13 protein-coding genes are annotated in these 13,893 nt (G+C 67.6%); 6 read left to right on the top strand and 7 right to left on the bottom strand.

The features are described 5' to 3' along the window. Positions 1 to 124 precede the first annotated feature (124 nt). Positions 125 to 985, top strand: coding sequence for a collagen-like protein (locus F6X53_RS09855; protein WP_238297357.1), 861 nt, complete (start codon positions 125 to 127; stop codon positions 983 to 985). Here F6X53_RS09855 and F6X53_RS09850 read toward each other — a convergent pair. Then, entirely contained in the window at positions 980 to 2,200 is a 1,221-nt protein-coding gene (locus tag F6X53_RS09850; protein WP_150999949.1) for a TIGR03862 family flavoprotein, read from the bottom strand. The two genes, F6X53_RS09855 and F6X53_RS09850, sit on opposite strands and share 6 nt — an antisense overlap. 210 nt (positions 2,201 to 2,410) lie before the next feature. On the opposite strand from F6X53_RS09850, the gene F6X53_RS09845 reads away from it, so the two are divergent. Next, on the top strand, positions 2,411 to 3,442 hold the full coding sequence (locus F6X53_RS09845; protein WP_150999848.1) for a TerC family protein: 1,032 nt from the start codon (positions 2,411 to 2,413) through the stop codon (positions 3,440 to 3,442). A gap of 23 nt (positions 3,443 to 3,465) precedes the next feature. Here the strand turns inward: F6X53_RS09845 and F6X53_RS09840 are convergent, their stop codons facing one another. The 3 genes from F6X53_RS09840 to F6X53_RS09830 all read right to left on the bottom strand — a co-directional run bounded on the left by F6X53_RS09840 (position 3,466) and on the right by F6X53_RS09830 (position 5,406). After that, the gene (locus tag F6X53_RS09840) at positions 3,466 to 4,218 is read right to left on the bottom strand and encodes an N-acetylmuramoyl-L-alanine amidase (protein WP_150999847.1); all 753 of its coding nucleotides are present in this window, start codon (positions 4,216 to 4,218) and stop codon (positions 3,466 to 3,468) included. Next, positions 4,215 to 4,940 carry a TerB family tellurite resistance protein gene (locus F6X53_RS09835; protein WP_150999846.1) on the bottom strand — a complete coding sequence of 242 codons (726 nt, stop codon included), beginning with the start codon at positions 4,938 to 4,940 and terminating at the stop codon, positions 4,215 to 4,217. The genes F6X53_RS09840 and F6X53_RS09835 overlap by 4 nt, the downstream gene beginning before the upstream one ends. A 196-nt stretch (positions 4,941 to 5,136) precedes the next feature. Continuing rightward, a complete protein-coding gene (locus tag F6X53_RS09830; RefSeq protein ID WP_150999845.1) occupies positions 5,137 to 5,406 on the bottom strand; it encodes a hypothetical protein in 270 nt (89 codons plus the stop codon). A gap of 243 nt (positions 5,407 to 5,649) precedes the next feature. On the opposite strand from F6X53_RS09830, the gene F6X53_RS09825 reads away from it, so the two are divergent. Further along, complete coding sequence (locus tag F6X53_RS09825) at positions 5,650 to 6,279, top strand: urease accessory protein UreE (protein ID WP_150999844.1); 630 nt, start codon at positions 5,650 to 5,652, stop codon at positions 6,277 to 6,279. Positions 6,280 to 6,882: 603 nt separating this feature from the next. On the opposite strand, the gene F6X53_RS09820 is transcribed toward F6X53_RS09825, so the two are convergent. Next, positions 6,883 to 7,065 (bottom strand): hypothetical protein, encoded by a 183-nt coding sequence (locus F6X53_RS09820; RefSeq protein WP_150999843.1) that lies wholly within the window; start codon positions 7,063 to 7,065, stop codon positions 6,883 to 6,885. 143 nt (positions 7,066 to 7,208) lie between these two features. Between F6X53_RS09820 and F6X53_RS09815 the strand changes: the two genes are divergently transcribed. From F6X53_RS09815 to F6X53_RS09805, 3 genes are all read left to right on the top strand, one after another. Beyond that, the gene (locus F6X53_RS09815; protein WP_425324686.1) at positions 7,209 to 8,492 is read left to right on the top strand and encodes an efflux RND transporter periplasmic adaptor subunit; all 1,284 of its coding nucleotides are present in this window, start codon (positions 7,209 to 7,211) and stop codon (positions 8,490 to 8,492) included. Positions 8,493 to 8,510: 18 nt separating this feature from the next. Further along, a complete protein-coding gene (locus F6X53_RS09810) occupies positions 8,511 to 11,654 on the top strand; it encodes an efflux RND transporter permease subunit (protein ID WP_150999841.1) in 3,144 nt (1,047 codons plus the stop codon). Between the two features lie 81 nt (positions 11,655 to 11,735). Then, positions 11,736 to 12,320, top strand: coding sequence for a DUF533 domain-containing protein (locus F6X53_RS09805; RefSeq protein ID WP_306426608.1), 585 nt, complete (start codon positions 11,736 to 11,738; stop codon positions 12,318 to 12,320). A 6-nt stretch (positions 12,321 to 12,326) separates the two neighbouring features. Here F6X53_RS09805 and F6X53_RS09800 read toward each other — a convergent pair whose 3' ends face one another. Then, positions 12,327 to 13,508: a pyridoxal phosphate-dependent aminotransferase gene (locus F6X53_RS09800; protein ID WP_150999840.1), complete on the bottom strand. Its 1,182-nt coding sequence runs from the start codon at positions 13,506 to 13,508 to the stop codon at positions 12,327 to 12,329. Positions 13,509 to 13,601: 93 nt separating this feature from the next. Further along, a complete protein-coding gene (locus tag F6X53_RS09795) occupies positions 13,602 to 13,793 on the bottom strand; it encodes a hypothetical protein (RefSeq protein ID WP_150999839.1) in 192 nt (63 codons plus the stop codon). Positions 13,794 to 13,893: the final 100 nt, after the last annotated feature.

Below are 13,893 nucleotides of genomic sequence, written 5' to 3'. Positions count from 1 at the left end.
GGCCTGGGTCTCACCTCCAGACTTGGGGCGCCAGACCGAGGGTTGACCCTGGCGCGGGCGGAGCGGCAATGTCCGCCCCGCCCGCGCCGGTACAGAGGCAAGGCCATCCATCGGGGGAATGTTCATGCGCCTCGTTCGCGTCGCCACGGCCTGGCTCGGCCTGCTTCCGCTCGCCTTCACGGTCCCGGCATCGGCGCAGCAGGACCAGCCGACCGTGCAGGTCCAGCCCCGTGTGGCGCCCGCACGTCAGGCTCGTCCGCGACCGCCCGCACCCCAGATGCCGGCCCAGCCGATCATGGTGTACGACGCGCGCATTGAGGCGGGGGATCTGCGGATCTCCGGGTCCGTGCGCAAGGGCGGCACCGTCGTGGTGATGGACGACGACATCTCGATCATGGCCGACAAGCGTGGTCGCTTCCTGTTCCGGTTGCCCTACCGGCCTCAGACCTGCGTCGCGACCCTCAAGGCCGATGAGGATGAGCGCGAGGTCGTCGTAGCGAATTGCGCGCCGGAGGGACCGGCCGGTCAACCGGGCCCGACCGGACCACAGGGGCTGGCCGGATTGCAGGGCCCTCCGGGTCCGCAGGGCGAGCCGGGACCGAAGGGTGAGGCAGGCCCCAAAGGCGAGGCAGGCTCCAAGGGTGAGCCAGGACCCAAGGGCGATACGGGTCCTCGAGGGGAAACCGGGGCCAGGGGTGATGCGGGCTCGCAGGGTGTGGCTGGCCCGCAGGGACCTGCGGGTCCGCCCGGTGCTGCGGGTGCCGTCGGCCTCGCGAGCAGCAATCCGGCTCCGTTCCGGGTCGTCCGCACCGAGAGCTGCCCGGCGAGCGGGTGTGCCCTCTCCTGTGCGGAGGGAGAGGTGTTCGTCTCGGCCTATTGCCTCAAGGGCGGCAGCCCGGTTTTCACCCCGGGGGCGGGAGGCACGGCGAGCGCGGCCTGCCCGAGCGAGGCCACCGGCATGGTGGGGTTCTGCAGCAGGCTATGAGGCCTCGCCGAGCCAGGCGATCATTCCGGCCGCGGCCGCCCGGCCGCTCGCGAAGGCGCCCTGCAACAGGTATCCCCCGGTGGGCGCTTCCCAGTCGAGCATCTCGCCGGCGAGGAAAGTTCCGGGCCGATCGCGCAGCATGAAGCGCTTGTCGAGGGCCGCGGAACGGACGCCGCCGGCGGTCGAGATCGCCCGCTCCAGCCCTTGCGTTCGGTGAAGCCGCAGGGGCGCAGCCTTGATCAGGGCCGCGAGATCGGGCGCCGCGCTCGGCAGTGTCCGGCGGGCCGCCTCGCGCAGGAGGCCGGCCGCGACGGGCGAGAGGCCCGCAGCCTTGCGCAGGCGCGTCGCCATCGACTCGCCGGGACGCGGCGCGCCGAGGCGCTTGGCCAGCGTCACCTCCGGCAAGTCAGGTCGCAGGTCGAGGACGAGCCGGGCCTCTCCCGTCGCGCGGATCGCCTCGCGCAGGAGCCGCGACAAGGCGTAGACGGCGCCACCCTCGATCCCGTCCCGCGTGATCACCGCCTCGCCTCGTACCGTGACGCCGTCCGCCGTCAGAGCGATGCGCTTCACCGGCTCGCCCGAGAAGCGCTCCCGGAACACCTCCGACCAAGCGACCGCGAACCCGACATTGGCCGGGCGCAGCTCCGAGACCGGAATGCCCTGTCCTTCGAGCAGCGGCACCCAGGCTCCGTCCGAGCCGAGACGCGGCCAGCTCGCGCCGCCGAGTGCCAGAAGCGCCGCGCGGGGGGCGATCGTCCGGACTCCGTCCGGCGTCTCGAAGGCGAGTCGGCCGGCCTCCCAGCCGACGAGCCGGTGGCGGGTCCGGATCCGGACACCGGTCGCGTCGAGCCGCCCGAGCCAAGCGCGCAGCAACGGCGAGGCCTTGAAGCTTCGTGGAAACACCCGCCCGCTCGATCCGATGAAGGTCGGCTCTCCGAGATCCGCGCACCACGCCCGCAGGGCATCGGGTGGGAAAGCCGTGATCGCCTCCGCGAGGCTGAGCGTTGGATGATAGCGGGCGAGGAAGGCAGGCAGCGGCTCGCTATGGGTGAGATTGAGGCCGCCGCGCCCCGCGATCAGGAGCTTGCGCCCGACCGACGCCATCCGGTCGTAGACCGTGACCGGATGCCCGGCCTCGGCCAACACCTCGGCCGCCGCGAGCCCGGCCGGCCCGCCGCCGACGATCGCGATCCCGTCATCCGCCTGCATCTCCATGGGCCGGGAAGAGGCGGCGAGCGTGTCGCCTGTCAAGGCTCAAGCCGATGAACCGGACGCCGAGGCTCGCTTCGGGCACCCTTGATTCGCCGCCATCGGGTCCTTAACTCGCGCCTATCGGCTGCGGGCCCCTCTGGCGGGATGCACCTTGATGCTTCCGTGATGTCGGAGCCGATGCTTTCCTCACCGAAAGAAGCATCACGGTCCCGCATGCTCGATTTTCTATATATCGCGTGGCTCGGCAAGCCGGTCTGGATGTGGCTCGGGTTCCACGCCCTGATCTTCGGCCTGCTCGCCTTCGATCTCGGCCTGCTCCATCGCGACAAGAATCACGAGATCGGCGTCAAGGAGAGCCTCGGGCTGACCGCCTTCTACCTGACCCTCGGGTTGATCTTCGGCGGCTGGGTCTGGTGGTATCTTGGGCCCCAAGCCGGGCAGGAATACGTGGCCGGCCTCGTGGTCGAGAAGTCGCTGTCGATGGACAACGTCTTCGTCATCGCGGTCATCCTCTCGGCGCTCGGCATTCCGCTCGCGGCCCAGCACCGGGTGCTCGTCTGGGGCATCCTCGCGGCGATCCTGCTGCGCGGCCTGATGATCGGCCTCGGCGCCGCCCTGGTGCATCAGGCGGCCTGGGTGCTGTCGCTGTTTGCCGCCTTCCTGATCTATGCCGGCCTCAAGATGCTTTTCGCCAAGGAGGAGGAGGAGAGCGACATCCAGGACAACGGCGCCGTCCGCTGGCTGCGCAAGACCCTGCGCATCACGCCCGAGTTGCACGGCCAGCATTTCGTGGTGTGCAAACCGAGCCCGACGACCGGCAAGCCCATGCTGTGGCTGACGCCGCTGGCCTTGGCGCTGGTGCTCGTCAACGGCGCCGACGTGATCTTCGCGGTCGACAGCGTGCCGGCGATCTTCGCCATCACCACCGACACCTTCGTGGTCTACACCTCCAACATCTTCGCGATCCTGGGGCTTCGTGCCCTCTACTTCGCGCTCGCCGCGATGGTTGAGCGGTTCGCTTATCTCAAGACCGCGCTGGCCTTCATCCTGATCTTCATCGGCGGCAAGATCGTCGTGGCCGACACGTTCGAACTCATCGACGTGCCGCCATGGGTCTCGCTCGCCGTCACGGTGGTGTTGCTCGCCGGCGGCATCGTCTACAGCCTGTGGCGCACCCGCGGGGACAAACCCGTGAACGCAGGCCCTCGGGTCGAGCGCGAAGCCGAGATCCGCGGACGGGCCTGAGCCCCGCTGGACGGTTCGCCTCGTCAGCCCGGAAGGGCCGCGATCAGGTCGCGCAGCGTCGTGATGGTCGAGGCATCTGCGACGCCGTCCACGCGCGCCTGCCGGAAATGGCGCTGGAAGGCGGTCACGACGGCCTGGGTTCGGGCGTCGAACAGGCCCGTCACCGGCAGGTCGTAGCCGTAGAGGCTGAGCATCGCCTGGAGCGCCTCGATCGGCTGGCCCCCGTCGCCTTGCGCGAAGAATCGTCCATCCCTGAGCGGCGCCGGGAGAACGTGGTGCCCAAGACCCTCCCGGGCGAGGCGATCCCAAGGAAATCCCTCCCCCGGATCCTCCTTTCGCTCCGGCGCGATGTCCGAATGCGCGAGCACCCGCTCAGGCGGTATCGACCAGCGCCGGACGAGGTCGCGCCCGAGCGCGATCACGGCATCGATCTGCGCCTCCGGATAGGGGGGCAGGCCGCCAACATGCCCGGGATGTGCGATCTCGATGCCGAGCGAGCGCGAATTGATGTCCCGCTCGCCTTTCCAGGCGGCTTGCCCCGCGTGCCAGGCGCGGCGGCCTTCCGGCACCATCTGCACCACGCGCCCATCCTCGAACACGAAATAATGGGCGGAGACCTCGGCCATCGGGTTCACGAGGCGCTGGAGCGCCGCGCTCGCGCTCTCCATCCCGGTATAATGCAGAATCAGCAGGTCGGGCGGCACTCCCTGCCGCTCGCCGTGGTTGGGCGAGGGCACGACGGCTTGCGCGATGGGGCTCTCGGGGACGGCCCTCACCGCAGGCCCCGCTCGGCCGCGATCCGGTCATAGGCCGCGTTGATCGCCGCGAGGCGGCGCGTCGTGATCGCGACCGCTTCTGGCGGCAATCCGCGGGCGATGGCCCGATCCGGATGGCTCTCGGCGACGAGCTTGCGGTAGCACGCCTTCACCTCGGAATCGCTCGCCTCCGGCTCCAGGCCGAGCACGAGATAGGGGTCGTCCGCGAGGCTGACATGCCGGGCCGCGATGCGCCGGAAGGCGGCCTCGTCAAAACCGAAAATCTCAGCCACTGCGTGGAGATAGTGCTCCTCCGCCTCATGGATGGCGCCATCCGCCTTGGCGATGTGGAACAGGCCGTCGAGGACATCCTCGAGGAGGGCCGGCTCATCGTGAAATGCCGAGGCCATCTGCCGGGCATAGGCCTCGAAGCCACTCGTCGTCTTCTTGGCGAGATCGAACAGGCGCACGACCCCGGCCCGCGCGCCATCGTCGACCTGGACGACCCGGCCGAAGGCCTCGACTTCGGATGGGGTCACCACGCCGTCGGACTTCGCCATCTTGGCGGCAAGCGCCACGAGGCCGGTGGTGAACACCACGTCCCGCGGCGTGGTGCCGAAGGGCGCACCTTCGCGATCGACGAGGAAATGGCCGGCCACGCCCCCGGCCAGCGCACCGAGGGGGCCACCCACCGCCATGCCGAGTCCGACCCCCCCGAGCTTGCCCCAGATCCCGGAGGTCATCGCGGTCCCCGCATCAGGCACGGTCTATGGCAGAGGGCTTGGGGCATCGGCGTGAGCAAGGAACCTGTCGGAGTCGCGCCCGCGGACGACGCTCCGGCGCGCTGGGGAGAACCGGCTGGATAGACCCTCCCTTCACGACAAAAAAGGGGCCGGAGCGCAAGGCTCCGGCCCCTTCGATCCGAGATCGAACCCGGTATCAGCGGCAGTAGACGTTGCCGTAGGGATCCCGGTAGGTGCCGTAGGGACACTGGGGCGCCGTCGCGGCGCCCACGATGGCGCCACCCGCACCGCCGATCGCCGCGCCCGCCAGGGCGCCGCCCGCGCGGCCCGTCGCGGCGCCGCCGATCGCCGCGCCCGCGAGCGCGCCGAGGCCGGCGCCGCCGAGGGCCCGATCCTGGGGCGTGTTGCAGGCGCCGACGGAGAGAGCGAGGGTGCCGGCCAGGGCCGCAGCCATGAGCTTCTTCATGAGGTCGAGACTCCCTTGTGCTTTGTCGGGTCCGGCGTTTCGCCGTGGTGCGGGGCGAGCTTAGCTATTACGATTGTGGAATGCACGCTGTACGGCCAAGGTTCCGGCGAAACGCCTTGAAACCGACGAAAAACCTTCCCTTCGCGCGTTGCCGGGCCAACATGCCCGTCTGACGCCCGCCATCAGGCTTGCCGCGTGGCGGGCCGAGGACCTGTCCCGACGGGACGCTGAAACGAGGAAATCATGTTGCGCGCCACTACGATCGTCCGGAAGCCCGCGGTTCGCCCTGAGGGGATCGTCGATACCGTCACCCTCGATCATGCCGGCCGTGGCCAGGGCCATGCGCACCTGACCGCCGAGGGTGGCCTCAGCTTCGATCTCGCGCTGGCGAAGGCCGCGACCCTCGAGGATGGCGACGCCCTGCGTCTCGAGGATGGCCGGTTGATCGAGGTCCGGGCCGCCGGCGAGGCGCTCCTCGAGGTGCGGGCGGAGAATCCGGCGCGGCTGATGCGCCTTGCCTGGCAACTCGGCGGCAACCACGTGGCGGCCGAGATCGGTTCCGATGTGCTCTACGTGCCGGCTTCCCCCGCCACGGCGGAACTCATCCGCGGCCAGGGCTGCACCGCGACTGCCGTGACCCGCGCCTTCCGGCCCGAGCGCAAGGCCCACGACCACAGCACCTGCGGGCACGACCATGGCCACCACGACCATGGCCACCACGATCATGGCCACCACGATCATGGCCACCACGGGCACGCCCACGCGCACGCGGACCATCATGATCACGACGATGCGCACGACCATGACCATGCGCACGAGCATGATCACGCCCACGGCCACGTACATGGTCCCGGCTGCAAGCACGATCATTGAGCGGCGATCTTGCGTTGATGCGCCGGCGCATGGCCATCATGCCGCCCGAAGGTAGCGCCGAAATCCGGCTTTCGACTCGCTCCTCACGGACCTGATCCGAGAGCCTTCGCGTCAGCGCGCTCCGCCGTTTCCTGGCGAGAACGGGCGATGTGCCGGTGAGCCTCGATGTCCAGCGCGTGCTGGACATCTCAACAACGCATGAGACGAAGGCGATTTGCGAGGCGGTACGTCCGGGCGATCACGTGGCCTTCACACCGGTATCAGCCTCGTGGACCGGTGTTCGGCGCTGCGTCCGCCGTATGGTGGAGGCGCTTGAATGCGAGCTCCATGCCTTCATGGGCGCCACGAGCACTGACCCGAAGCCGTTCCGCCGGGTGATCTTGGCCGTCGCAATCCTGGCAAACGGCAAGGGCTTCTGCTCCCGAACGCAAGGCGCAGGCCCTGATGAACAACCGTGGCCGGCCGCACCCGAATCAGGACAGCAGGCGCGGTCGGTGCCGAGGCGTCCCACGGGGAGCGCCTCCAAACATTGGCGAAGGCCGCGCATCACGCATTATGCTCGCGGTGACGTGAGCGCCGGCGCGTCCTTCCCTGATGGGCGGATCAGGAAATCATATCGAGCTTCGCGGTCTCGATGCCGGTCGCGCGAATCGATTCCGGAAGAGACGCGAAATCGCGATAACCAGCTTCACGAGCCATCGCATCAAGAGCAACTTGTGCATTATCGGCGGAGCCGGTCCAAAGGATTGCGCCGCTTGCCTTCTGCCTGATCTGAAAAATGCTCATACATCGCCTCTGCTGGCCGATGATTGATGAATCGGTAACGATGTTCGCAGCAACTGGTTGCAGGTGTCGCCGATACACCGGGCCACGCGCCCGCGATCCAGCGTTCGCGCGACTTGGTCCGGCCGCGGTTTCGAAGCGCCGCCATGAAAGCGCCAGCCTTCGTTGTGAGACACCGGCTTGGGCATTCTGGCCCTGATCAGCGAGCGTTATCCGTGCGAGCGATGTCCATCCTCCCCCTGCGCATTGCCGCCGCCCTGACAATCCTCGCGACGGGCTTCAGCCCGGTCCATGCCGTGGAAACCGCCTCGGTTCCGGCCGTAGACACGCTTGCTCCGGCCGTCAGTGTGGTCCCGGCAACCTTGCGCGAGGTGGTCGAGCGCGCGGTGGTCACGGGCACGCTCGTTCCCCGAGACGAGATCCTCGTCACACCTGAGATCGAGGGCTACAGGATCACCGACCTCCTGGTGGAAGAGGGGGACCGGGTTGCCAAGGGGCAGGTTCTTGCGCGGCTGTCTCGCGAGATGATCGAGACGCAGGAGGCCGCGAACGCTGCGGCGATCGCGCGAGCCGAGGCGGCAATCGTCCAGGCCCGGAGCCAGATCGTTCAAGCCGAGGCCGCGCAGACGGAGGCGAAGCTCTCGCTTGAGCGCGCGCAAGCCCTGCTGCGAACGGGCAATGCCACGGCCGCCACCTTGGAGCAGCGCGTCTCCACGGCGCAGGCGGCAGAGGGTAAGCTCGCTGCGGCGCGCGGCGGTCTTCAGGCGGCCGATGCCGATCTGGCCACCGCGAAGGCGCAGCGCACCGAAATTGCGGTCAAGCGGGCTCGTACCGAGATCCGGGCGCCAGAGGCCGGCATCATCAATCGCCGCACCGCGCGGATCGGTGCGACGGCGAGCGCTACGGGAGAGCCGCTTTTTCGCCTGATCGCCCGGGGAGAAATCGAGTTGGAGGGCGACATTCCGGAGACCTGGATGGGGCGCCTGAAAGTCGGCGATCCGGCGCGTCTCGATCTCGACGGCGGTCGCAAGTTGGAAGGTCAGGTGCGCCGCGTCTACCCCGAGGTCGATCGGTTGACCCGGCTCGGCAAGGTCCGCGTGTCCCTGAAGGATGATCCTGCCCTACGGATCGGCGCCTTCGCCCGCGGCACCGTGGAGGTCGCAAGGCGCCGCGGCGTCGCGGTTCCGGTCTCTGCTCTTCTTTTCGCCGTGGATGGAAGTGCCAGTGTTCTCGTCGTCCGTGACAATCGCGTCGAGGCCAGGAAGGTCTTACCCGGCCTTTCGGCCGACGGGTTCACCGAGCTGCGCGGCGATTTGGCGGACGGTGACGCCGTCGTTGCCCGCGCCGGCAGCTTCCTGCGCGATGGAGATCGCGTCCGGGCGGTCGCGCCAACCGGCGTGAACGTTCAGGCCGATGCTGCGGCCCGCTGATCGATCGGACGAAGCGTCATGCGCCTGAACATCTCCGCCTGGGCAATCCGCAAGCCGCTACCCTCGATCGTGCTGTTCATCGTGCTGGTGACGCTCGGACTTGTGAGCTTTCGCGCGCTGCCGATCACGCGTTTTCCCAATATCGACATCCCGATCGTGGCGGTGACCATCACGCAGGCGGGTGCCGCGCCCTCCGAGTTGCAGACCCAAGTCACGAAGTGGGTCGAAGACTCGGTGGCGGGCGTGAAGGGCGTGAAGCATATCCTCTCGACGATCACCGAGGGCTCGTCTGTCACCACGATCGAGTTCCGGCTCGAGGTGAATACCGATCGCGCCGTGAACGACGTGAAGGACGCCGTGTCCAAGGTACGCGTGAACCTGCCGCGCACGATCGACGAGCCGATCATCAACCGTGTCGAGATTGCCGGTCTTCCCATCATGACCTATGGCGCCTCTGCGCCCGCCATGACTCCGGAGGACCTCTCCTGGTTCGTCGACGACGTAGTGGCACGGCAAATCCAGGGCGTGCGCGGCGTCGGAGGCGTCGAGCGCCTCGGGGGTGTCGCGCGCGAGGTCCGCATCACCCTGAATCCCGACCGACTTCTGGCTCTCGGCATCACCGCGGCCGATGTGAACCGCCAGCTCCGGTTGACCTCGGCCGACATGGCGGGCGGGCGCGGCGAGATCGGCGGTCAGGAGCAATCGATCCGGACGCTCGCGGCCTCGGCCAGCCTGGATACCCTCTCGGCAACGTCGATCGTTGTGCCGGGAAATCGGAAAGTCCGGCTCGATGAACTCGCGACGCTGGTCGACGGAGCGGAGGAGCCACGGACGTTTGCGCGGTTCAACGGCGAGCCCGTCGTCGCCTTCGCGATCTCGCGCGCTGCCGGTGCGAGCGATGCTGAGGTCTCGGTCGGGGTTGCGAGGAAGATTGACGACCTGCGCGTCGCGAATCCGGGCATCCGCTTCGACCTGATCGACACATCCGTCACCAACACGGTCGGCAATTACCACTCGGCGATGATGGGGCTGATCGAAGGTGCGGCGCTCGCCGTCGTGGTCGTGTTCCTGTTCCTGCGGGATTGGCGCGCGACCCTGATCGCCTCCATTGCACTGCCGCTTTCCGTTCTGCCCACCTTCTGGGTGATGAGCGCACTCGGCTTCTCGCTGAACGCCGTCAGTCTCCTGGCCATCACGCTGGTGACCGGCATCCTCGTCGATGATGCGATCGTCGAGATCGAGAACATCGTGCGTCACATGCGAATGGGGAAATCGCCCTATCGCGCGGCGCTCGAGGCGGCCGACGAGATCGGCCTCGCGGTGATTGCCATCACGGCGACCATCATCGCGATCTTCGCGCCCGTGTCTTTCATGGGGGGCATCGCAGGTCAGTACTTCAAGCAGTTCGGCCTCACCATCGCGGCCGCGGTTTTCATGTCGCTTCTCGTCGCGCGACTGATCACGCCCTTGCTGGCTGCCTATTTCCTGAGGGATCACGGGCCGGACCAAACCCGCGAGGGTGTCATCATGCGCGGCTACGCGCGTCTCGTTGCGTGGTCCGTCCGCCACAAATACATCACCCTCGTTGCCGGTCTCGCCTGCTTCGCGGCGTCGATCATGTCGACCGGATTGCTCCCGGCGGGCTTCCTTCCTGCCGAGGACGCCGCACGTACGCTGTTCGTCGTCGAGTTGCCGCCCGGCGCGCGACTGCCCGAGACCATCCGCGTGACCGACGCTCTCGTCGACAAGATCAGGGCGATGCCGGAGGTGCGCAGCGTCTTTGTCGACGGTGGCCGCCAGTTGCCCGGCAAGAAGGAGGTGCGGCTCGCGACCGTCACCATCAACCTGACGCCCAAGAACGCGCGCGTGCTGACGCAGAAGCAGATCGACGTGCAGGTCGGCACCATCCTGCGCAACGAGCCGGATATCCGCTTCTGGGCCCTCCGCGAGGGCGGCCAGCGCGACCTCGCGCTCATCATCGCGGGGCCCGACAAGGCTGCCGTGGCCGATGTCGCGGCGCGCCTTCAGCGTGAGGCGGCGCAGGTGCCGCACCTCGTCAACGTGATCTCGACCGCGCCCCTCGATCGGACCGAGATTCGCATCGTCCCCAAACCGGGCATTGCGGCGGATCTCGGCGTCTCGACCGATCTCATCGCCGAGACGGTCCGGGTCGGTACGATTGGCGACATCGGAGCCAATCTCGCGAAGTTCAATGCGCGGGACCGTCAGGTGCCGATCCGCGTACAGCTCCCCGAGCGCCTGCGCGGAGACTTGGCCGAGATCGAGACCTTGAAAGTGCCCGTGAAGGGCGGAACGGCAGTCCCGCTCTCCACCGTTGCCGATCTGAGCCTCGGCCAGGGGCCAACGGCCATCGACCGCTATGACCGCTCGATCCGTGTCGCCCTCGAGGCGGATATGCAGGGCTCCGACGCCCTCGGCTCCCTCATCGAGAGCGTGATGAATCTGCCGGCTGCGAAGAACTTGCCGCCCGGAGTGACGATCAGCCAGACCGGTGATGCCGAGGTGATGGGGGAAGTCTTCGGTGGTTTCGCGATGGCGATGGGCGCCGGCCTCATGATGGTGTTCGGCGTGCTCGTCCTGCTCTTCGGCAGTTTCCTGCAACCGGTCACGATCCTGTTCTCGTTGCCGCTCTCCATTGGCGGTGCGATCCTCGGCCTCCTGATCTTCAGCAAGCCGATCTCGATGCCGGTCGTCATCGGTATCCTGATGCTGATGGGCGTCGTCACGAAGAACGCTATTATGCTGGTCGATTTCGCCGTCGAGGAGATGGGGCGCGGCGTCGACCGCGCCACGGCGATCGTCGATGCAGGCCGCAAGCGCGCCCGCCCGATCGTGATGACCACGATCGCCATGGCGGCCGGAATGGTGCCTTCCGCGATGGCGCTCGGGATCGGCGGCGAGTTTCGTGCGCCTATGGCGATCGCGGTGATCGGCGGCCTCATCATCTCGACCGGCCTGTCGCTCGTCTTCGTTCCTGCGTTCTTCGTCCTGATGGACGATCTCGCCCGGCTTCTCGGCCGCCTGTTCAGCCGGTTCGTCGGCGAGCGCGACGATCCCGAGGATGAGGCCGCGTTTACCGATCTTCAGCGGGCCGCCAACGACGGCCGGACCTACGCGCCGCCGCGCGTCGCGGCCGAGTGAGGTGCAGGAGATCGGCTGAACCCGGCAGGCCTTTCCGTCGTTGCCGCACCGAACCATCGATCGAGTTCGGAGAGACGTGACATGGCCGATGCCGAAAATCCTGTCGATGCCAGGAATTTTGCCGATTCCCAGAACCAGGCCGATCCCAAGGGTGCGTCCGCTGCGAAGAACATGGTCGACGCGTTGGTCCGGACGCGGCGGAGCGGGCTTGCCGCCAGCGCGGCGCTCGGTGGCCTCGCGCTGATCGCTGGTCTCGCCTTTCGTGCCGTCCGAGGCGGCGAGCCGGCGAAGGCGGAGAACACGCCTTTCACGAATGTGGACGAGGACGAGGCACGCCTCATGCTGCGCGCGATGGTGGCGGCGACCGTGGCGGACGGTTCGGTCGATGCCGCCGAGCGGCGGCGTCTCGACGAGGCGGTCGATGCGGCGGGCCTCGACCGCGACGGTCGTGCCTGGCTTGAGAAGGAACTGGCAGATCCCGCCAGCGTCGATGAGATCGCCGACCCGGTGACCGATCCCGAGGCAGCGGCCCGCATCTACGCCGCGGCCCGTCTCGCCATCGATGCGGACACGCTCCAGGAGCGTCAATTCCTCCGCATGTTGGCGGAAGCCCTGGACGTTCCGGAAGAGGCGAGGGGCCGCGTCGACCGCGAGCTTGCAGCCTGAGCCTGCTCAGCCGCCCAGGCGCTCGGCCAGGAAGGTCCGCATGCGCTCAAGCGCCCGCGCGATATTCTCGGCCGAGTTCGCGTAGGAGAGGCGGAGATAACCCTCGCCGTTCACGCCGAAATCCGGTCCACCGATGACGGCGACACCGGCCTCCTCAAGGAGTGCCGAGGTGAGCTTTTTCGCCTTCCACCCGGTCTTCACGACATTCGGGAAAGCATAGAAGGCTCCCTTCGGGGTGATGCACGAGACGTTCGGCAGTCCGTTCAGGCCCTCGACCACGAGAGCCCTGCGCCGGTCGAACTCCGCCACCATCTCGGCGACGCAATCCTGCGAGCCGTCGAGTGCCGCAATCCCAGCCCATTGGGTGGCGGCGTTCACGCAGGAATGGGCGTTCACGGCGAGCTTGCGGGCCGCCTCGTAGAGCGGCTTCGGCCAGACCGACCAGCCGAGGCGCCAACCTGTCATGGCGTAGGTTTTCGACGCGCCATCCAGATAGATCAACCGATCACGGATCTCCGGGTAGGTGAGGAGTGAGTGATGCGCCTCGCCGTCATAGGTCATGGTCCCGTAGATTTCGTCCGACAGCACCGCAATGTCCGGATACCGGGCCAGACCGGCGACCAAAGCGTCGATCTCGTGCTTCGGCGTCACCCCGCCGGTCGGATTGGCCGGCGAATTGACAATCAGGAGACGCGTCTTGTCGGAGATCAGGGAGAGCGTATCCGCGGCAGAGAAGGCGAAGCCGTTCTCCTCACGGATCGGTACCGGAACCGGCGTTGCACCGGTGAACTCGATCATCGAACGATAAATCGGGAAGCCCGGGTCTGGGTAGAGGATCTCGGCGCCTGGCTCGCCGAACATCAGGATCGCCATGAACATCGTGACCTTGCCGCCGGGCACGATCAGCACGCTGTCGGGCGAGACTTCGACCCCATGGCGCCGATGGATGTCACGGGCGACCGCTTCGCGCAGGGGCAGGATGCCGGTGGCCGGCGTATAGCCGTGATGTCCGTCGCGAAGCGCCTTGATGCCGGCCTCGACGATCGGGCCCGGTGTCGGCATATCGGGCTGGCCGATCCCGAGATTGATGATGTCGCGTCCCTCTGAGGCCAACTGATTGGCGCGGGCGAGCACCGCGAAGGCATTCTCCTCACCGATCCGCCCGAATGCGGGAACGATCGAGAGCATGGAGCCGCCTCCTCTCAGGGACGATGCAGGACGGGACAGCACCGAGGCCGTCCCCCACATTCAAGGATGGTGCTGTCGCGGAGCGCCGCCCACTCAGCTGTTGGAGCGGTCCGCAAGGCGGCTTGCCGCGAAGGAGAGCGCGACGCCGAGAACACCGAGGATGACGAACGTCTTGACGGATGCGTAGAACAGAGCCGGCTCGATGCCCTGATCGGTGTAGAGCACCGCGCCGATGGCCGCGATCGGCACGAGCACGAGGATGAGGAGCGGCATCAGCGGATTCATGGTCGGCACTCACGTCTGGAGGGCTTGCCTGGACAGGCCCGGCATCGGTTTCGCGAAAAAGCGAACGTGCATAGCACCGCCAAGCCGTGGTGGGGACACC

The organism is Methylobacterium soli (assembly GCF_008806385.1).
Classification (GTDB): domain Bacteria; phylum Pseudomonadota; class Alphaproteobacteria; order Rhizobiales; family Beijerinckiaceae; genus Methylobacterium; species Methylobacterium soli.
Note: the sequence above shows the minus strand (reverse complement) of the source record. Positions and strands in the feature narration are given on the sequence as shown.